The organism is Paraburkholderia fungorum (assembly GCF_046027605.1).
Classification (GTDB): Bacteria; Pseudomonadota; Gammaproteobacteria; order Burkholderiales; family Burkholderiaceae; genus Paraburkholderia; species Paraburkholderia fungorum_F.
Map to the genome: position 1 here is coordinate 531,558 of NZ_JAQQEF010000001.1, position 19,368 is coordinate 550,925.

The window sequence follows — 19,368 nt, forward strand, 5'->3', positions numbered from 1 at the left end:
GATGCGTTGAAAATTATTGCACGATCAGATGAAGTGCCCCGCCCATCTCTGCAATGTCCTTCGCCACCATGGGGTCAACGTCAAAACCGGCCGCGCGCCAGGCGTCGATCGCGCCCATCAGCGGAAATCAAACGGCTCTTTCCTCAATTCAGCTGCGATGAAGTCAACAAACGCACGACCCGCCATCCGGGTGGTGCGCCCCATCGGGAAATACGCATGCACGGGCAAGTCGGCCATTTTCCATTCGGGCAGTAACCGCACGAGCGTCCCGTGATCGACCTCCGATCGACTCGCCCATGACGTCGTCGAGGCAATTCCAAGGCCGGCGACTGCCGCTGCAAGCGCGCCCGAGGTGTCGTTAGTCGACACGTGTGGCTGCACGTCGACCGAGGTCGCCTCGCCATCGCGCTCGAATTGCCACGACGACGGTCGCGCCCCGGCGGGTCCGCCAACGACGCGATGCGCCGCAATCTCCTCCGGTATGGCCGGCGTGCCGTGCCGCTCGAGATAGGCAGGCGATGCCACGACCACGCGATGCATCTTGCCAATCAATCTCGCAGTGCCTGCGGAGTCCGGCAGACTGCCCACCCGAATGCCGACATCGACCGCTTCACGAATCATGTCCTGCCACCGGTCGTCGAGCATGATCTCCAGCCTGAGCAAGGGGTGCAGTTCGGTAAAAGCTGAAAGCCGTGGTATGACCACGCGCATAGCCATGGTCGAAGGCATGGCGAGACGCAGCACGCCACGCAGTTCTCCGGTTTCCCTGACGCTGTTCTCCGCGTCGTCGATCGCCGCAAGTATCGGCTCCATTCGGCCGAGAAATTCGAGGCCTGCTTCAGTCGGCACGACCGCGCGCGTTGTTCGCGTGAGTAAGCGTGCGCCCAGGGATGCCTCGAGCTCTGCGATCATCCGCGACACTTGCGATTGCGCGAGTCCGCATTCCCGTGCGGCCGCCGAAAAGCTGCCCAGCCGGGCAACACGGGTGTAAAGCCTGAACGTGAGGACGTCTTTCAAGCTCCCCTCCTTTTTCCCGCGGACGACAAGATCGATAAGCGGCACTGCCGCCCGCCTCGATGCTAGATCAGCATAAATCTTAGCCCAATTCGTCATCGATTATCCGCTGGTGGCGTCAAGGCACTAATCAGGGGCGGCACGACTGGGCGCGGAAGTTCGTCTTCAGGTCGACACCCAAGCCGATCCATGCTGTTCGAAGATAAGTCATAGCCTGAAACGAGGACTACCGAGCGGACCCGCAGTACACCATAGTGAGAACAAGGGAAGCGATCTTCGAGGTTGGCCGTTGCGACACATGGCGTTCTCAGGTTGAAGACAGAATGACGTCGAAATCACTCAAATCCATTTACTAAGGAATATTGATCATGTCCAAGTTGGTGTTCGCGCTCCTCAATGCCCATCCGCTCCACGGCAAACGATCTGTGTTGGATCAGGTGACGCGCTTACCCCTGCGCGCCTAACTCACTTTCTCACATCGAACGATAGAGGTTGTCATGGACTTTCTCGAAACTCTTGCTAGCCGCAACGCCGAATTCGCAGACAGCGGTTTCTCCGCCGATCTGAAAATGATGCCGTCACGCAAAACGATAATCATCGGCTGCGTCGACCCGCGTGTCGATCCAATGGATGTACTCAAACTGGCGCCCGGCGAAACGGCAGTGATCCGCAACGTGGGAGGACGCGTGAATCCGGCGCTGCTCGAAACCATGACGCTTCTCGGCGCCGTTTCGCGAGCGGCGGGAGAGCCAGCGGGTGCCGGCTGGAATCTGGTCCTCCTGCAGCATACCGATTGTGGAATCAACGGTTGCTACCATCATGCGCCTAAGTTGCTGTCGAAATATATGGGTGTCGCGGAAGACAAACTCGACGATCTCGCGATCACCGATCCGTACAAGGCCGTCGCGCTAGACGTGGCGGCGCTCAAAGCCAATCCGAATTTTCCGGGCGCGTTCACAGTGACCGGTCTCGTGTACGACGTGAAGACCGGCCGTATCGAAACCGTTGTTCCTGCCGCCACGCTGCGGTCCGAATAGGGTAAACAGCAGCGCGACATCGCTGCGGGTGCGCCCGGATGGCGAACTGCTCGTCACCACCGGGTCGTAACTCCCATCATTTACTTGACATCTAAACTATCTAGACCTAAATTACCCTCCAGAGCAAAGTTCACGTGGGGGAGTCAGCATGCGCATCGTCTGTATCGGCGGCGGCCCGGCCGGGTTGTACTTCGGCCTGTTAATGAAGGGCCGCAATCCGGCCTATGACGTCACAGTGGTCGAACGCAACCGGCCTTACGACACCTTCGGCTGGGGCGTCGTATTCTCCGACCAGACCCTCGGCAATCTGCGCGCCGCCGACGCCCCGAGCGCAGACGCGATCCTCGACGCCTTCAACCACTGGGACGACATCGAAATCAATTTCCGTAGCAGGCAGATCCGCTCGTCGGGTCATGGCTTCTGCGGCATCGGTCGCAAACGTCTGCTGAATATCCTGCAGGCGCGCTGCGAAGAGCTGGGCGTCAAGCTGGTTTTCGAAACCCAGGTCACGGACGACACGACCTACGAGGCCGACCTGATCGTCGCCTGCGACGGCGCCAACAGCGCGGTCCGTCAGAAACACGCGGCCACCTACAAGCCCGCCATCGACATGCGCGACTGCCGCTTCGTCTGGCTCGGCACCAAAAAGCTTTTTGACGCCTTCACCTTCGCCTTCGAAGAAACTGAATTCGGCTGGTTCCAGGCGCACGCGTATCGTTTCGACGATCAGACCTCCACCTTCATTGTCGAAACGCCGGAACACGTATGGCGCGCCGCCGGTCTCGACGAGATGAGCAAGGAAGACAGCATCGCGTTCTGCGAGAAGCTGTTTGCCAAATATCTGGACGGCAATGCGTTGCTATCGAACGCCGCGCATTTGCGGGGTTCGTCGCAGTGGATTCGCTTCCCGCGCGTCGTCAACGAGGAATGGGTACACTGGCGCAATAACGCAAATGGCACCCAAACGCCGATCGTGCTGATGGGCGACGCGGCGCACACCGCGCATTTCTCGATCGGCTCGGGCACCAAGCTCGCGCTCGAAGATTCGATCGAACTGGCCAACAGCATCGGCGCGCATCCTGGCGACTTGCCGGCCGCACTGAAACACTACACGGACGTGCGCAGTATCGACGTACTGCGCATTCAGAACGCCGCGCGCAATTCGACGGAGTGGTTCGAGCATGTCGACCGCTATACGTCATTCGAGCCCGAACAGTTCGCGTATTCGCTGCTTACTCGCTCGCAGCGCATTTCGCACGAGAATCTTCGCGAGCGCGATGCGCGCTATCTGTCCGGCTTCGAAGACTGGCTCGCACAACGTTCCGGCATTGACCGCGCGCCTGACAAGCACTCCGTCCCGCCCATGTTCACGCCCTTCACGTTGCGCGGCGTCACGCTGAAAAACCGCGTGGTCGTCTCGCCGATGGCGCAGTACTCTGCCGTCGACGGCATCGCCGGCGACTATCACCTGATGCATCTCGGCGCACGTGCAATGGGCGGCGCCGCGCTGGTGATGACGGAAATGACCTGCGTGTCGCCGGAAGCGCGCATCACGCCTGCTTGTCCCGGCATGTATGCGCCGGAACATCTCGGCGCGTGGAAGCGCATTGTCGATCTCGTGCATGGACAGTCGGACGCGAAGATCGGCATTCAGCTCGGCCATTCCGGCGCAAAAGGCTCGACGCGCGTGGCCTGGGAAGGCATCGACCAACCGCTTGACGAAGGCAACTGGCCACTCGTATCCGCTTCACCGCAGCAGTACTTGAACGGCATCAGCCAACATTCGCGCGAAGCCACAAAAGACGTGTTAAACGAAATCGAAGCGCAGTTCGTACGCGCCACGCAAATGTCCGCCGAGGCAGGCTTCGATTGGCTCGAACTGCATTGCGCGCATGGCTATTTCCTCTCGAGCTTCCTGTCGCCGTTGACCAACCAACGCACCGACGAATACGGCGGCTCGCTGGAAAACCGCCTGCGCTACCCGTTGCAGGTCTTCAAGGCGATCCGCGCCGTCTGGCCGCAAGACAAACCGATTTCCGTACGGATTTCCGCTAATGACTGGGTCGAAGGCGGCACGACGCCCGACGACGCCGTGCAAATCGCCCGTGCCTTCAAGGCGGCCGGCGCCGACATGATCGACGTATCGTCGGGCCAGGTCAGCAAGCAGGAAAAACCCGTCTATGGCCGCATGTTCCAGACGCCGTTCGCCGACCGCGTGCGCAACGAAGCCGGCATTGCGACGATCGCCGTTGGTGCGATCTCTGAAGCAGATCACGTGAACAGCATCATCGCGGCGGGCCGCGCCGATCTCTGCGCGATTGCGCGCCCGCATCTGGCGAATCCGTCGTGGACACTCAATGAGGCCGCAAAAATCGGCTATTTCGATGTGATGTGGCCGAAGCCTTACACGGCAGCGAAGTCGCAACTCGAACGCAATCTCGAACGTGAGCGCGCCCAGCTCGCCGCGAATGCGGGGCTGTCGCCACAAGAACGCGCGCAACGCGCTGAGGGAACCACGTGAATACGCTCAGCAGAACGCTCGCCGGACAACATGCCGTCGTCACAGGTGGCGGCAGCGGCATTGGCGCGGCGGTGGCCGAAGCGCTGCTGCGTGCCGGCGCGCGCGTCACCTTGATGGGCCGCAACGCGCAACGTCTGGATGCCCAGCGGGAAAAAATCCACGCGCTCGGCGAGGTTGCCTGCGTCAGTGTCGATGTCACACAGGAAGACTCTGTGGCCAATGCATTCGCGCAAGCCGGCGCAATCGACATCCTCGTCAACAACGCGGGCCAGGCGCAAGCCGCGCCGTTCACGCATACCGACATGGCGCTCTGGCAGCGCATGCTCGACGTGAACCTCACCGGCGTGTTCCTCGGTACGCGCGCCGTGTTGCCCGGCATGCTCGAACGCGGCCACGGCCGCATCGTCAACGTCGCGAGCACGGCGGGGCAAATCGGCTACGCGTACGTCGCCGCTTACTGCGCCGCGAAACATGGCGTAATCGGTTTGACCCGTTCACTCGCGCTGGAAGTCGCGACGAAAGGCGTCACCGTCAACGCAGTCTGTCCCGGTTATACGGAAACCCAGCTGCTGCACGCATCGCTCGAACAGATCACCAGCAAGACCTCACGCACCGAACAGCAGGCGCGCGAAACCTTGCTGCGCTCGAATCCGCAACGTCGCTTCGTGAGTCCGGAGCAGGTCGCCAACGCCGTGCTATGGCTCTGCCAACCCGGCTCCGACGCGATCACGGGCCAATCCATTTCCATCTCCGGTGGAGAAGTAATGTGAGCAAGTCATCGAACATCAACAAGCCCACGGCGGCGGATAGCAAACCCCCGCGCAAAGGGGTTGCCAAACCAGCGGAGAACGTCGTGGATCTGGAAATGAGCACGGGCGCCGATAGTCACATGGGCTTGCGTTTGTGGCTGCGCATGCTGACCACGACCAATCTCGTGCAAGCCGAACTGCGCAAACGCCTGCGCAACGAATTCGACACCACGTTGCCGCGATTCGATCTGATGGCGCAACTCGAACGTCATCCGGAAGGTCTGAAGATGACCGAATTGTCGCGCCGTTTGATGGTGACGGGCGGCAACGTCACCGGCATTACCGATCAGCTCGAAAAAGAAGGCCTGGTTTCGCGCGATACCGATCCGAACGATCGCCGCTCGATCAGCGTTTGTTTAACGCCGGCAGGCCGCAAGGCGTTCGACAAGATGGCGGTGGCGCATGAGCAATGGGTCGTCGAGTTGTTCGGCGGTTTGAGCCTCGACGAAAAATCGCGCACCCATCAGCGTCTTGGCAAACTCAAACAACATCTGCTCGACAGTCTGAAAGATTGAGCCGCACCGAACCGAGCTTTGCATGGAGACACACATGACACGATCCAACGCCGACGCCCTGCTGGCCGGCAACCGCCTGACACTTGCCGGTTACGAGGCGCGGCACTTTGGCTGGTCGGTCGCCGGCAAGGTCGCGACGATCACGCTGAACCGCCCCGAACGCAAGAACCCGCTGACGTTCGAGTCGTATGCGGAATTGCGCGATCTGTTCCGGCAACTGACCTACGCGACCGACGTCAAGGCGGTCGTGATTCACGGCGCAGGCGAGAACTTCTGCTCCGGCGGCGATGTGCACGACATCATCGCGCCGCTGATCGATCTGCCGATGCCGGAACTCCTGCTGTTCACGCGCATGACCGGCGATCTGGTCAAAGCGATGCGCCATTGCCCGCAACCCATCATTGCCGCGGTCGACGGCGTTTGCGCCGGCGCCGGCGCGATTCTGGCGATGTCGTCCGACATGCGCCTGGGCACCGCGCGCAGCAAGCTCGCGTTTCTGTTCTCACGCGTCGGTCTCGCGGGTTGCGATATGGGCGCATGCGCGATCCTGCCGCGCATCATCGGCCAGGGACGCGCCGCCGAATTGCTGTTTACCGGCCGCTCGGCGAGTGGCGACGAGGGCCACGCGTGGGGCTTCTATAACCGCCTGTGCGAACCGGCAGCGCTCCTCGCTGACGCCCAGAAGCTCGCCGCCGATCTCGTCGCCGGCCCGACTTTCGCGCATGGCATCACGAAGAAGATGCTGCACCAGGAATGGAGCATGAGCATCGACGAAGCGATCGAATCGGAAGCACAAGCCCAGGCCATCTGCATGAGCACACGCGATTTCGAACGGGCGTATAGCGCGTTTGCCGCGAAGTCGCGCCCAGTGTTCGAGGGAGATTGAATTGAGCACGAACAGCGATAAGGGCGCTATGGATCCGCACAGCGCGCTGGCCTGGCCGTTCTTCGAACCACGCCACCGGGAACTGGCCGCGGGTATCGAAGCATGGTGCAGTGCGAATCTCTCGCATGTAGAGCACGACGACGTCGATGCGACCTGCCGTCGTCTGGTCCGTGAACTCGGTACGGCGGGCTGGCTGAAATACGGTGTCGGCGGTATGGCCTACGGCGGCCACGGCGATTCCATCGACACACGCGCCGTGTGCCTGCTGCGCGAAACGCTCGCCAAACATTCCGGTCTCGCGGATTTCGCGTTGGCCATGCAGGGGCTCGGCTCAGGCGCGATCTCGCTTGGCGGCACGCATGAGCAAAAAGCGCGCTATTTGCCTCGCGTGGCCAACGGCACGGCCCTCGCCGCGTTCGCTTTGTCGGAACCGGACGCGGGATCCGACGTCGCCGCGATGGCATTGAGCGCACGTGAAGACGGCGACGCCTATGTGCTCGACGGCGACAAGACGTGGATCTCGAACGGCGGCATCGCCGATTTCTATGTGGTGTTCGCCAGAACCGGCGAAGCGCCGGGCGCGCGTGGCATCACTGCCTTCATCGTCGACGCCGACACGCCGGGTCTGGAAATCGCCGAACGTATCGACGTAATCGCGCCGCATCCGCTAGCGCGTTTGCATTTTGCCGGTGCACGCGTGCCGCGCAGCCAGATGCTCGGCGCACCCGGCGAAGGTTTCAAGCTCGCGATGCGTACGCTGGATATCTTCCGCACGTCAGTGGCGGCTGCGTCGCTGGGCTTCGCGCGACATGCGATGGCTGAGGGCCTCTCGCGTGCCGCGTCGCGCAAGATGTTCGGACAGACGCTCGGCGATTTTCAGTTGACGCAGGCCAGGCTGGCGCAGATGGCATTGACGATCGACAGCAGCGCCTTGCTGGTTTATCGCGCGGCCTGGTTGCGCGATCAAGGCGAAAACGTCACGCGTGAAGCCGCGATGGCTAAATGGCACGCAAGCGAAGGCGCGCAACAGGTGATCGACGCCGCCGTGCAACTCTACGGCGGCATGGGTGTGCAAAGCGGCACCCCCGTCGAGATGCTGTATCGCGAGATTCGTGCACTGCGGATTTACGAAGGCGCGACTGAAGTGCAGCAATTGATCGTCGGCCGCGACCTCCTGAAGGCCCACGCTGCGAAAGTCATCGGGGACGCGGCGAAATGAGCACGACCTTCGAAAGACCGGTCCGTATCCGCTTCTCGCACTGCGATCCAGCCGGCATCGTGTTCTTTCCGCAATATCTGGTGATGACCAATGCGTTGGTCGAAGACTGGTTCAACGAAGGCCTGCGGATCGACTATGCGCAGATGATCGCGCAACGCCGCGTCGGCTTGCCGATCGTCAAACTCGATTGCGAGTTTTCGCGGCCGAGCCAGATGGGTGAAACGATCACGCTGGCACTCAGCGTCGTGGCGATCGGCCGCCGCTCGATCAGTATCGAGATCGTCGGCTATGGCGGCGACGAAATCCGCTTTCGCGCGAAACAGGTGCTCGTGACGACATCGCTCGAACGCGGCACATCCATCGACATTCCCGCCGACATCGCGAGCGCGCTCGCGACGTTTGCTCCACAGCATGAATCCATCGAGGCGCATCGCTCATGAAAAAAGCTCTCCTCCCCGCCGGTTGGATCAAACCGCGCGGCTACGCGAACGGCGTCGCGGCCACCGGCACGCAAGTGTTCATCGCCGGCCAGATCGGCTGGGACGAACAGGCGCAGTTCCAGACCACCGACTTCGCACAGCAGGCGATTCAGGCGCTCAAGAATGTGCTCGCCGTACTGCACGAAGCAGGCGGCACACCCGAGCATCTCGTTCGCATGACGTGGTACGTCACGGACAAGCGCGAATACGTCGCCTCGCTGAAAGATATCGGCCGTGCGTTTCGCGAATTGATCGGCGACTACGACATTGCCATGAGCGCGGTCCAGGTCGTCGCGTTGATCGAAGACGAAGCCAAAGTAGAAATCGAAGCGACGGCTGTGATCCCTCAGTAAGCCCACTACCTACGAAGCACCCAGCCACCACGCCAACCGAAGCGCATTTAGCCGGCTCAACGTCCGGGAGACCATGATGGAACCGTCAGCACACGTCGATACCTTCGCGCGCGACAATCTTCCGCCGCAGGATCAATGGCCTGTCTTTCTGCTCGACAACCCGGATGTTGCGTATCCGGCGCGCTTCAACTGCGCGACGGAATTGCTCGACAGAACTATCGAAGCGGGACATCGCGATCGGCCGGCGATCTGGTCGGAGGTGGACGGAAAACCGCAAGCCACCACCTATGGCGAGCTGCTTGCTCTGGTCAATCGCAGCGCGCATGTACTGGTCGACGAAATGGGTTTGCAGCCGGGCAACCGCGTGCTGTTGCGCGGACCGAATACGCTGCACATGGCGGTGACCGCGCTCGCCGCATTGAAGGTCGGCCTCGTCGTGGTGCCCACCATGCCGCTGCTGCGTGCCAAGGAACTCAAGCAGATCATCGAGAAAGCGCAAGTCAGCGCGGCGCTATGCGATGCACGCCTGACCGATGAGCTCGCGCGCTGCAACGATCCTCAGGATGAGTTCTACTGCGCGGGCCTTAAGCAAACGCTCCTGTTTCACGACGATTCCGCCGCTTCGCTCGACACGCTCGCGATCAACAAACCGGACCGCTTCACCGCCTGCGACACCGCCGCGGACGACGTCTGCCTGATCGCCTTCACCAGCGGCACGACGGGCGCCCCGAAAGGCTGCATGCACTTTCATCGCGACGTACTGGCGATGTGCGATCTGTTTCCGCGTCACGTTCTCAAGCCTTCATCGAGCGATATCTTTTGCGGCACGCCGCCGCTCGCGTTCACGTTCGGCCTTGGCGGCATGCTGTGCTTTCCGCTGCGAGTGGGTGCGTCGACGGTGCTGATCGAGCGGCTCACGCCCGAGACCTTGCTGCAAGCCGTCGAGCGCTTTCACGCGACGATCATGTTCACCGCGCCGACGTTCTACCGGCAAATGGCGCCGCTCATCGCGCATCACGACGTTTCGACCCTGACGAAAACAGTCTCGGCGGGTGAAGCGTTACCGGATTCGACGCGCCGTCTATGGCGCGACGCAAGCGGCATCGACATGATCGACGGAATCGGTGGCACCGAGCTGATCCATATCTTCATCTCGGCACAAGGCGACGCGATCCGCCCGCACGCCATTGGCCGCGCGGTGCCGGGCTACGTGGTGCAAGCCGTGGATGACGCCATGCAACCCGTCGCGCCCGGCACGATCGGCAAACTTGCGGTACGCGGGCCGACCGGCTGCCGCTATCTCGCCGACGACAGGCAGGCGAAGTTCGTCCGCGACGGCTGGAATCTTCCCGGCGACTCGGTCTATCTCGACGAAGACGGCTACGTGTTCTATCAGGCCCGCGCCGACGACATGATCGTCTCCGCCGGCTACAACATCTCCGGCCCGGAAGTGGAAAGCGTGCTGATGCAACACGACGCGGTGGCCGAATGCGGCGTGATCGGCGAACCGGACGAAACGCGCGGGCAGATCGTCAAGGCCTTCGTGGTGCTGAACCCGGGTTATACGGCGGATGACAAACTGGTCGCGCAACTGCAGGATTTCGTGAAAAATAGCGTGGCGCCGTATAAGTACCCACGCGTCATCGCTTTCATCGACTCGCTGCCGCGCACCGAAACCGGCAAGCTCAAACGCTTTGAATTGCGCACGCTCAGATAAGCCCTTCATGTAGCCTCTTTCCGTCGGAGACACACCGCATGGCCGCCTCTTTCATCGAAGTCGTCGCCCAGGATGGCGGCCGTTTCAACGCCTACGTCGCGCGTCCGGCGCAAGGCTCGGGCCCGGGGCTCGTGCTGCTGCAGGAGATTTTCGGCATCAACGAGACCATGAAGTCGATGGCCGATCGCTTCGCGGAAGAAGGTTATGTGGTGCTGGTGCCGGATCTGTTCTGGCGGATCAAACCGGGCATTTCGCTCGGCTATGGCGAAGCCGACATGAAACAGGCGCTCGACCACCTCGAGCACTTCAATGTCGATCTCGCCGTCGACGATATCGCGGCAACGGTCGCGACCTTGCGCACGTTGCCCGAGCAGGCCGGCAAGGTGGGCGCAGTCGGTTATTGTCTCGGCGGCAAGCTGGCGTTTCTCGCCGCGGCGCGCACCGACGTGGACTGCGCCGTCAGCTATTACGGCGTCGGTCTCGAATCGTATCTGGATGAAGTGCGGGCCGTGCGCTGCCCGATGGTGTTCCATTTCCCCGAAAACGACGCGCACTGTCCGCCCGAAACACGCGAACGAATCAGCGCGGCATTGCGCACGTGTCCGCAAATCGAGCAATACGTGTACCTCGGTTGCGATCACGCATTCGCCGCACCGTCGCGCCCGCAGTACGACAAACCCGCCACGATGATGGCCTATTCGCGCACGCTCGCCATGCTGCGCAAGGTGCTGGGGCCGGTCTACGATCTGAACGCGCTGTGGGAAGCCCATTGCTACTACGAGTTCGCCACGCGCGACGTGGAGGCCGTGATGCCGACCATGGTCGCCCAACCTTATGTGAATCATGTGCCCACCATGACAGGCGGTGTGGGCCATGACAACCTCAAGCGGTTCTACACGCATCACTTCGTCAATTCGAATCCTGCCGATACGAAGCTGATTCCGATTTCGCGCACGATCGGCGCGGATCGCATCGTCGACGAATTCATTTTTAGTTGCACGCATAGCTGCGAGATCGACTGGCTGCTACCCGGTGTCGCGCCAACCGGTAAATATTTCGAAGTGCCGATGCTGGCGGTAGTGTGTTTCCGTGGCGACAAGCTGTACAACGAACACATCTATTGGGATCAGGCGTCGCTGCTGGTGCAGGTCGGCTTGCTGAATCCCGAGGGCCTGCCGGTGGCCGGTATCGAGAGCGCGCGCAAGCTGCTCGACGAAACGCTGCCGTCGAATCAGCTGATGGGCGGCAAGTCCCGGGTATGAGCCGCGGCGAGGGACGCAAGCCGGGCCCTGGCGACTCGCGACTAGAGCCACACCTCGGCACAACATCCCTATGATGTGACACTTCACAGGCCAACGTCCCTCGCCCCATGCTGACCGTCCATCATCTGAACAACTCCCGCTCGCAACGCGTGTTGTGGCTGCTCGAAGAACTCGGCGTTCCGTACGAGCTCAAGCGCTACGAGCGCGACCCGAAGACGATGCTGGCGCCGCCCGAGTTGCGTGCCGTGCATCCGCTCGGCAAATCGCCCGTCATTACCGACGACGGCCAGACGCTCGCCGAATCCGGTGCGATCATCGAATATCTGGTCGACAAGTACGGTCAAGGCCGTTTCGCGCCCGCAGCGGGTACGCCCGAGCGTCTGCGTTACACCTACTGGATGCACTATGCGGAAGGCTCCGCGATGCCGCCGCTGCTGCTGAAACTGGTCGCGCTGCGCATCGCCAGTGCGCCGATGCCGTTTTTCGCCAGGCCGATTGCCCGTAAGATCGCCTCGACGCTGCAATCGAGTTTCGTCGATCCGCAGTTGAAACTGCACCTTGGCTACATCAATCAGCAATTGACCGCGACCGGCTGGTTTGTCGGCCATGATTTCACGGCGGCCGACGTCCAGATGAGCTTCCCACTCGAAGCCGCCACCGCGCGCGGCGGCATGGAAGGGCAGATTCCAGCCGTGGTCGATTTCCTGAAGCGCATTCACGCGCGGCCGGCCTATCAGCGGGCGCTGGAACGCGGCGGCAAGTACGAATTACTGACTGGCGATTGACGGCAAACGCCGCCCAGGAATTCGTAGTTGTGGGCCAAAAGCCGCGGGTGCTAGACTCAATTTCCCATTGCCATCAACGGGTTGTCGAACGGGTTGCTATTTTCGCGCGGAGCGGCGGCACGTCCGGCATCCGCTTGTATCGCGCTGGTACACCGCTTGCATCCGCTTGACCACGGCGAAGGAGCCCCTGCATGACCCATTCCATCCACGGCAACAAACGCTGGCTGGCGCTGATCGTTCTGTGCCTCGGCGTGCTCATGATCGTGCTCGATACGACGATCGTGAACGTTGCATTGCCGTCGATCGCCGCGGACCTCGGCTTTACCGAGACCTCGCTGGTGTGGGTGGTCAATGCGTACATGCTGACCTTCGGCGGCTGTCTGCTGTTGGGCGGCCGGCTCGGTGACCTGTACGGCCATCGCAAGCTGTTCCTCGGCGGCATCACGCTGTTCACGCTGGCGTCGCTCGCGTGCGGCATGGCGAATTCGCAAGTGCTGCTGGTATGCGCGCGTGCCGTGCAGGGTTTGGGCGGCGCGGTCGTCTCGGCGGTTTCGCTGTCGCTGATCATGAATCTGTTCACCGAGACCGGCGAACGCGCGAAAGCGATGGGCGTCTATGGCTTCGTCTGTGCGGGCGGCGGCAGCATCGGCGTGTTGCTCGGCGGTCTGCTGACCAACCTGCTGAGCTGGCACTGGATCTTTCTCGTCAACCTGCCTATCGGTATCGCCGTCTACGGGCTGTGCGTCGCGCTGTTGCCGTCGGCACGCGGTCATGCTCATGGCGAACGGCTCGACGTGGCCGGTGCTGTGACGGTGACTGCTTCGCTGATGCTCGCGGTGTACGCGGTCGTGAACGGCAACGAAGCCGGCTGGACCTCCGCGCAGACGCTTGGCATGTTGTTCGCCGCGCTGGCGCTGCTGGCCGTATTTCTCATCATCGAAGCACGCGTACAGCATCCGTTGATGCCGCTCGGTCTGTTCCGCTTGCGCAATGTCGCGACCGCCAATGTGGTCGGCGTGCTGTGGGCGGCGGCAATGTTCGCGTGGTTCTTTATCTCCGCGCTGTATTTGCAACGCGTGCTCGGCTACCGGCCCTTGCAGGTCGGGCTCGCGTTTTTGCCGGCCAATCTGATCATGGCGTTCTTTTCATTGGGCCTGTCGGCGCGCGTGGTGATGCGCTTCGGTCTGCGCGTGCCGCTTGCTGTCGGGCTGCTGGTCGCCGCGTGTGGCCTTGCGCTGTTCGCGCGCGCGCCGGTCAACGGCAGCTTCGTGCTCGACGTGCTGCCGGGCATGCTCCTGCTCGGCTTCGGTGCGGGCATCGCGTTCAATCCCATGTTGCTGGCTGCCATGAGCGACGTCGATCCGAGCGATTCGGGCCTCGCGTCAGGTATCGTCAATACGTCGTTCATGATGGGCGGCGCACTGGGTCTCGCCGTGCTCGCGAGTCTCGCTGCCGCGCGCAGCAGCACGGTGCAGGCCACTGAGAACGCGGTGGCCGCGCTCAATAGCGGCTATCACGTGGCGTTCCTGTTCGGCGCGATCTTCGCGGCGGCGGCAGGCATTTTAGGGGGCTTGCTGTTGCGCCCGGGGCAGCCGGGCGGTGCCGATGCTCCGGCGGACGCGCACGGTCATGGCACATCGGCATCGGAACACGCTCGCCCCACCGGCAACGCGGCAGCAACGGAAAACTATTGATCCAGGGGTGAGTCGATTCGCCTGCCGAGGACGTCTCGCCCACGTGAACGCACCCCGCACGCCACAGGCCGCTTGCCATACACCGCGCGCGCTGCTGCAAAAACCGCAAGCGCGATCAAATACGCCGGAGCGCGCCTGGCTATGCTGGCTTCATGCAGACATGAGAGCCGATATGAACCCGGTTGGAAAAGCGCTCTGGTTTATCGAAAGCCATTTTGCCCAGGAGTTGACGCTCGACGAGATCGCCAACCGCGGATGCGTGTCGCGCTTTCACCTGGCGCGTGCGTTCGAAGCGGCCACCGGGCTTCCGGTGATGCGCTACGTTCGCGCGCGCCGCCTGAGCGAAGCGGCACGGCGCCTCGCCGGCGGCGCGCCTGATATCCTGACGGTCGCCATCGACGCCGGTTACGGTTCTCACGAAGCATTCACGCGCGCCTTTCGCGAGCAATTCGGACTCACGCCCGAAGCGCTGCGCGCGCGGGGCCATCTCGACAATATTGCCATCGTGGAGCCGATCAAAATGGACGAAACCCTTCTCACCCATCTGGAACCGCCGCGCTTTGAAGACGGCAAACCGTTTCTCGTCGCGGGGCTGAGCGAGCGCTATACCTGCGACACCGGCACGGCCATTCCGTCGCAATGGCAGCGCTTTGGCGCTTACTACGGCAAGGTGCCGGGACAAGTGGGCGGCGTGGCCTACGGCGTTTGCTACAACGCCGACGACGCAGGCAATTTCGACTACCTGTGTGGCGTTGAAGTCAGCGAGTTCCCGGCGCTTCCCGCGGAGTTAAGCCGCGTACGCATTGCCGCGCAGCGGTATGCGGTATTCAGCCATCATGAGCATATCTCGACGATCCGGCGCACCCTGAACACGATCTGGAATCAATGGCTGCCGGCGTCGGGGCACGTGCCTGCGGACGCGCCGAATTTCGAGCGCTACAGCGAGCAGTTCGATCCGGTCAGCGGCATGGGCGGGCTCGAAATCTGGTTACCGTTGAAGGCCTGATTCGATTCGGCCTCTAGAACCGATAACCAATACCGCCGAGGATCACGTCCGTGTCGCGGCTGTAGCGTGTGACCACGCGGTTCCACGTCACGCGCGCTGACCAGTGCTGCGTGACGCGATACGAAGCCGATACCGACACGAGGCCGGACAGAACGCCGTCGCCCGTGTCGCGATCTTCGTTCGAATCGCCGTGATGAATGGCTGCGTACGCGCCGGCACCAATGCCCAGTGTCAGGCGTTCGTCGAAAAAGGCCCGCGTGAGCCAGAGTTGCGCGGTCGCACCATCACGCCGAGCGGTCAGGCCATTGCCTTCGTGCAGGTAGCCGAGCGTCGCGTCGAGATAGTTCGTCAGCCCACGCCTATATTCGATCGCCTCCGCCACTGACGTTTGCGACTCGAGGCTGTTCAGGATCGTGACGCCGGACATCAGCGTAATTTCATTGTTCGTGACCTTTTGCGTGCGCGGCAGTGCAAAATCACGCGCCCCGGGCGTGCCGGGTGCGTCCAGTTGATAGCCGATGCCAAGCATGATCGCCGTGGTCGACGGCCCCCTCGCCACCTGCACATGGTTGAGCTGCAGATTCGCGGTCCAGCGGTGGGACGAATACCATGTGGCGCGCGCGCTGTAGACGACGCCCCAGCCATGCGTATTCGAATAGCCCTCGGACTGCGCGGCTGCTTCCGTATCGAAGTAACGATAGGGGCCCACACCCAGTGCGAACACGAAGCGCCGTTGTGCAAGCGGAAGTCTTCCCCACACCTGCACGAGCTGGCCATCGCGGTGATGATTGGGAATATGCCCTTCGTTGAGCCAGGTAATGCTGCCGGCAAGGTACTGGCCGAATCCTTCCGTATAGTCCATCGACCACGCGTAGGAATGGCTATGTTCGCCAGTCAACGGCCCGGTGTATAGCGCGAATTCCTGGGCCGACGCAGGGGCGGTCCAGATGCAAAGCGTTGCGGCAGCTAACGCGAGAGTCCAGTTACCTTTCATTGTTATCTGAGATCTTCGGTCGTGACGGAAAGCGCGCGAGCCTCGTGACGCGACGTTCTGGCAGTTGCTCGCGGCCATTGTGACAGGATTTCGCGTAAAACAACTCTTGAAAGGCGACCGGGTGTATTTCTTCAGTTTACTGCGATGACATCCGTCAAGCTTAGGGCAGTTAGTCGCAGACACTCCTTATGCGAATGGAATAGGCCGGCTAAATAGCGACCGGCAGCTCGATCTATCGGCAATAGCGGCCGACTAGACCGCCGCTTCCCGGTAGTTCGCGAATTTCGAGGTCTGTCCGATTCCCGGGTTGAAGCAATTGCAAGGATCGAGTTGCTGGTAGAACGCCGCAAGCTGTGGCTTCGCGCGGTAAAGATGACCTACGTTGTGTTCCGCCGGATATTCGGCGCCGCGGCGATCCAGCAGCGTCCACATCTTGTGTTCGACCTCGAGGCAGTCGTTGCCTTTCCTGACGATGTAGTCCTGGTGAAACACATGACACAGGAAGTGTCCGTAGTACAGCTTGATGGAGATCGTCTCCTCGATATCGGGCGGCAGCGTTTCGATCCAGTCGCGATCATTGCGGCGCAGCGCGATGTCGAGCGCGACGATGTTCTCCACTTCGCGGGGATGCACGGCGCGATAGCGAACCGCGGCACCGGCGGCGGCAAAGCGATGCAGGAACGCTTTCCTGCCTTCTTCGTCGGTGCATTCGAAATAACCGCCGCTGGCGGTTTCGAAGTAGCCCGAGAGGAAGGCACGCGTTTCTTCGACACTGTCGGCCGCCACCTTCAGCATCAGGTGATGCTCGTACTTGTCGCGATACTGCTTCATTCGCGGCGGCAGATGGCTAGGGAACAGCCGGCTCGCGGCCTGCATGACGCGGTCGGTCAAATGCGAGGGAAAAAAGCCGAGTCGATCGAACAAGGCGTCGAACCGGCTTTTCAGTCCGAACAGCACGGGCATGCGGGACGTGCCGAGATAGTTGATCGCGAGGAAGGTGTCCTTACCGTACTCCTCAGCAATGTCGAAGGCGTCGCGATGCAGATATTCGCCGGAGATCGGCAGGTGTTTGAAGTCGTGCAGCGCATGACGGCGAATCTCGGTGAGCTCTTCGGGCCGGTTCGTGCCGATATAGAACACCTTGGCGTCCTGCTCGATCGGAAACGTGTCGAGCCTCACTGCAAACACCATCAGCTTGCCAGCCGAGCCAGACGCTTCATAAAGGCGCTGCGGATCGGCGTTGAAACGCGCCGGCGTATCGGCATCGATCTCGCGCACGTGGCTCGCGTAGCCATGGTCAGATCCGGCGCCCGCGTTGTGGCGGACATCGGTATCCGTGAACTCTCCGCGCTCGAGCCGGCCCAGGATATCCTCGGGCGTCTCGCCGAGCTCGATCCCGAGATGGTTGACGAGACTCAGTCCGCCGCTTGCATCCACCTGCGCGAATGCCGCCATTTCCGTGTACGCCGGACCACGATGCACCAGCGCGCCGCCCGAGTTGTTGCAAACGCCGCCGAATACCGACGCGCCGATGCAGCTCGAGCCAATCACCGAATGCGGTTCGCGGCCAAGGGGTTTCAGCGTTTGTTCCAGCTGGTCCAGTGTCGCGCCGGGAAGACAGACGACCTGCTTGCCGTCGTCAATCACAAACACCTTCTTCATGCGGCTCGTGCTAACGATCACGATGTCGCGATCATAGTCGTTGCCGTCCGGTGTCGAGCCTCCGGTGAGACCTGTGTTCGACGCCTGCGTGATCACAATCACGTTCGCCGCGATGCACGCCTGTAGCACTTTCCATTGTTCGACGATCGTGCCCGGGCATACCACCGCGAGCGCGTTGCCCGCACCGAAACGAAAACCCGTGCGGTAACGGCGGGTCGCGCCTTCATCGGTCAGGGTGTGCCTCGTACCGACGATGCTGCGTAAATCCGCAATCAACGTGTGAGCGCGGTTGCCCGGAAGGGCTGCCACGGGGGTGCGCGTTGCTGACATCGAATTCTCCTCAGGAAATGTTGAGCGTGACGCGCATCGACTTCGTCAGGTCATTTCGACTGCGACCTTTGAGCGCATCAGGTTGACACGAAGGTTAAAATCAGTCCGGTCATTAGTCCAATATCTTGAAGTCGCTATTTGGAGACGAAAAACATATGGAATTTCGCCAGTTGCGTTACTTCCTCGCCGTCGCCGAGCATCTGCACTTCACCGAAGCCGCGACCCATCTGGGAATCGCCCAGCCGCCATTGAGCCAGCAGATCCTGAAGCTCGAGCGCGAAATCGGCACGCCGCTGTTCATCCGGCATCCACGTCGCGTCGAATTGACTGAAGCAGGCCGGCTCTTTCGTGAACGCGCGCTGCGCATTGTCGAGGACGCGCAGCAGGCACTCGTCGAGGTACAGAACGCGGGACGCGGAGAGACTGGGCGGCTGTCGCTCGGTTTCGCGGGTTCAACGGTGTTTCATCCAGAAGTCGCGATGACAATGCAGCGCTACCGGCACGCCTATGAACGCGTGTCGATCAGTTGCGAGGAGAGCAACAGCTCGCTGCTGCTGGACAAAGTCGCCGAGCGGCAGCTCGACGCCGCGCTGGTGCGCATGCCGCTGAACTGCCGGGAGCTGATCGTCGAACCGCTCGTCGACGAAGACATGTTGGCGGTGTTGCCTGCGAACCATCGCTTGAACCGGCGGCGGCGTATCGATCTGGCGGACCTGGCGGACGATCCGTTCATTCTCTTTCCACGCCCCATTGGCCCGGATCTATACGACTCGATCATTGGCGCCTGTCGCGAAGCCGGCTTCGCGCCCTCGATCGGCATGGAGTCGCCGCAGATTTCGTCGGCGGCGAATCTGGTGGCGGCCGGATTCGGCGTTGCGGTGGTTCCCGCGTCGATCCGGCAGATCCAGGTCGAAAGCGTGTCGTATCACGAGCTGCGGGGCAATCCGCTTTCGACGGGGATCGCATTAGTTCATCGGCAGCGCGAGAAATCGCCGACCGTACAGAACTTTGTCAGGATTCTGCGGCAGCAAAGAGTCGCTGCCCGTGCGAGGTGACGGTGGCGCCTTGACTAAAGACCTCTTCTT

General features: G+C 61.7%; 17 protein-coding genes. 14 read left to right on the forward strand and 3 right to left on the reverse strand.

Translation table 11 applies throughout. From position 1 onward, the window contains the following. Positions 1-117: 117 nt before the first annotated feature. The gene (locus tag PQR53_RS02240; protein ID WP_408450931.1) at positions 118-1,017 is read right to left on the reverse strand and encodes a LysR family transcriptional regulator; all 900 of its coding nucleotides are present in this window, start codon (positions 1,015-1,017) and stop codon (positions 118-120) included. A gap of 494 nt (positions 1,018-1,511) precedes the next feature. On the opposite strand from PQR53_RS02240, the gene PQR53_RS02245 reads away from it, so the two are divergent. From PQR53_RS02245 to PQR53_RS02305, 13 genes are all read left to right on the forward strand, one after another. After that, positions 1,512-2,051: a carbonic anhydrase gene (locus tag PQR53_RS02245; RefSeq protein ID WP_408450932.1), complete on the forward strand. Its 540-nt coding sequence runs from the start codon at positions 1,512-1,514 to the stop codon at positions 2,049-2,051. A 148-nt stretch (positions 2,052-2,199) separates the two neighbouring features. Beyond that, positions 2,200-4,572, forward strand: coding sequence for a bifunctional salicylyl-CoA 5-hydroxylase/oxidoreductase (locus PQR53_RS02250; RefSeq protein ID WP_408450933.1), 2,373 nt, complete (start codon positions 2,200-2,202; stop codon positions 4,570-4,572). Beyond that, entirely contained in the window at positions 4,569-5,342 is a 774-nt protein-coding gene (locus PQR53_RS02255; RefSeq protein ID WP_408450934.1) for an SDR family NAD(P)-dependent oxidoreductase, read from the forward strand. Before PQR53_RS02250 ends, PQR53_RS02255 begins: the two co-directional genes overlap by 4 nt. Then, complete coding sequence (locus tag PQR53_RS02260) at positions 5,339-5,896, forward strand: MarR family winged helix-turn-helix transcriptional regulator (protein ID WP_408450935.1); 558 nt, start codon at positions 5,339-5,341, stop codon at positions 5,894-5,896. The genes PQR53_RS02255 and PQR53_RS02260 overlap by 4 nt, the downstream gene beginning before the upstream one ends. A gap of 34 nt (positions 5,897-5,930) precedes the next feature. Further along, positions 5,931-6,782 carry an enoyl-CoA hydratase family protein gene (locus PQR53_RS02265; RefSeq protein WP_408450936.1) on the forward strand — a complete coding sequence of 284 codons (852 nt, stop codon included), beginning with the start codon at positions 5,931-5,933 and terminating at the stop codon, positions 6,780-6,782. A 28-nt stretch (positions 6,783-6,810) separates the two neighbouring features. Continuing rightward, entirely contained in the window at positions 6,811-8,001 is a 1,191-nt protein-coding gene (locus PQR53_RS02270) for an acyl-CoA dehydrogenase family protein (RefSeq protein ID WP_408451162.1), read from the forward strand. Then, positions 7,998-8,441, forward strand: coding sequence for an acyl-CoA thioesterase (locus tag PQR53_RS02275; RefSeq protein ID WP_408450937.1), 444 nt, complete (start codon positions 7,998-8,000; stop codon positions 8,439-8,441). The genes PQR53_RS02270 and PQR53_RS02275 overlap by 4 nt, the downstream gene beginning before the upstream one ends. After that, on the forward strand, positions 8,438-8,833 hold the full coding sequence (locus PQR53_RS02280) for a RidA family protein (RefSeq protein WP_408450938.1): 396 nt from the start codon (positions 8,438-8,440) through the stop codon (positions 8,831-8,833). Before PQR53_RS02275 ends, PQR53_RS02280 begins: the two co-directional genes overlap by 4 nt. Positions 8,834-8,909: 76 nt before the next feature. Then, positions 8,910-10,550 carry an AMP-binding protein gene (locus tag PQR53_RS02285; protein ID WP_408450939.1) on the forward strand — a complete coding sequence of 547 codons (1,641 nt, stop codon included), beginning with the start codon at positions 8,910-8,912 and terminating at the stop codon, positions 10,548-10,550. A 38-nt stretch (positions 10,551-10,588) separates the two neighbouring features. Further along, positions 10,589-11,812, forward strand: coding sequence for a dienelactone hydrolase family protein (locus tag PQR53_RS02290; RefSeq protein ID WP_408450940.1), 1,224 nt, complete (start codon positions 10,589-10,591; stop codon positions 11,810-11,812). A 107-nt stretch (positions 11,813-11,919) separates the two neighbouring features. Next, positions 11,920-12,597, forward strand: a complete 678-nt coding sequence (locus PQR53_RS02295) for a glutathione S-transferase (RefSeq protein WP_408450941.1) — start codon at positions 11,920-11,922, stop codon at positions 12,595-12,597. A 191-nt stretch (positions 12,598-12,788) separates the two neighbouring features. Continuing rightward, positions 12,789-14,291, forward strand: coding sequence for a DHA2 family efflux MFS transporter permease subunit (locus PQR53_RS02300; protein ID WP_408450942.1), 1,503 nt, complete (start codon positions 12,789-12,791; stop codon positions 14,289-14,291). 172 nt (positions 14,292-14,463) lie between these two features. Beyond that, on the forward strand, positions 14,464-15,297 hold the full coding sequence (locus PQR53_RS02305; protein WP_408450943.1) for an AraC family transcriptional regulator: 834 nt from the start codon (positions 14,464-14,466) through the stop codon (positions 15,295-15,297). 13 nt (positions 15,298-15,310) lie between these two features. Here the strand turns inward: PQR53_RS02305 and PQR53_RS02310 are convergent, their stop codons facing one another. Both PQR53_RS02310 and dld read right to left on the reverse strand, forming a co-directional pair. Then, on the reverse strand, positions 15,311-16,291 hold the full coding sequence (locus PQR53_RS02310) for a hypothetical protein (protein WP_408450944.1): 981 nt from the start codon (positions 16,289-16,291) through the stop codon (positions 15,311-15,313). Positions 16,292-16,543: 252 nt separating this feature from the next. Continuing rightward, positions 16,544-18,283: a D-lactate dehydrogenase gene (gene dld / locus PQR53_RS02315; RefSeq protein ID WP_408450945.1), complete on the reverse strand. Its 1,740-nt coding sequence runs from the start codon at positions 18,281-18,283 to the stop codon at positions 16,544-16,546. 155 nt (positions 18,284-18,438) lie between these two features. Between dld and PQR53_RS02320 the strand changes: the two genes are divergently transcribed. Beyond that, entirely contained in the window at positions 18,439-19,338 is a 900-nt protein-coding gene (locus tag PQR53_RS02320; protein WP_408450946.1) for a LysR family transcriptional regulator, read from the forward strand. Positions 19,339-19,368: the final 30 nt, after the last annotated feature.

Excerpts from the sequence above, each read along its gene's own strand:
- PQR53_RS02245 (WP_408450932.1), top strand. The coding sequence starts at position 1,512 with ATGGACTTTCTCGAAACTCTTGCTAGCCGCAACGCCGAATTCGCAGAC.
- PQR53_RS02250 (WP_408450933.1), top strand. The coding sequence starts at position 2,200 with ATGCGCATCGTCTGTATCGGCGGCGGCCCGGCCGGGTTGTACTTCGGC.
- PQR53_RS02265 (WP_408450936.1), top strand. The coding sequence starts at position 5,931 with ATGACACGATCCAACGCCGACGCCCTGCTGGCCGGCAACCGCCTGACA.
- PQR53_RS02270 (WP_408451162.1), top strand. The coding sequence starts at position 6,811 with ATGGATCCGCACAGCGCGCTGGCCTGGCCGTTCTTCGAACCACGCCAC.
- PQR53_RS02275 (WP_408450937.1), top strand. The coding sequence starts at position 7,998 with ATGAGCACGACCTTCGAAAGACCGGTCCGTATCCGCTTCTCGCACTGC.
- PQR53_RS02280 (WP_408450938.1), top strand. The coding sequence starts at position 8,438 with ATGAAAAAAGCTCTCCTCCCCGCCGGTTGGATCAAACCGCGCGGCTAC.
- PQR53_RS02285 (WP_408450939.1), top strand. The coding sequence starts at position 8,910 with ATGGAACCGTCAGCACACGTCGATACCTTCGCGCGCGACAATCTTCCG.
- PQR53_RS02290 (WP_408450940.1), top strand. The coding sequence starts at position 10,589 with ATGGCCGCCTCTTTCATCGAAGTCGTCGCCCAGGATGGCGGCCGTTTC.
- PQR53_RS02295 (WP_408450941.1), top strand. The coding sequence starts at position 11,920 with ATGCTGACCGTCCATCATCTGAACAACTCCCGCTCGCAACGCGTGTTG.
- PQR53_RS02300 (WP_408450942.1), top strand. The coding sequence starts at position 12,789 with ATGACCCATTCCATCCACGGCAACAAACGCTGGCTGGCGCTGATCGTT.
- PQR53_RS02305 (WP_408450943.1), top strand. The coding sequence starts at position 14,464 with ATGAACCCGGTTGGAAAAGCGCTCTGGTTTATCGAAAGCCATTTTGCC.
- PQR53_RS02310 (WP_408450944.1), bottom strand. The coding sequence starts at position 16,291 with ATGAAAGGTAACTGGACTCTCGCGTTAGCTGCCGCAACGCTTTGCATC.
- dld (WP_408450945.1), bottom strand. The coding sequence starts at position 18,283 with ATGTCAGCAACGCGCACCCCCGTGGCAGCCCTTCCGGGCAACCGCGCT.
- PQR53_RS02320 (WP_408450946.1), top strand. The coding sequence starts at position 18,439 with ATGGAATTTCGCCAGTTGCGTTACTTCCTCGCCGTCGCCGAGCATCTG.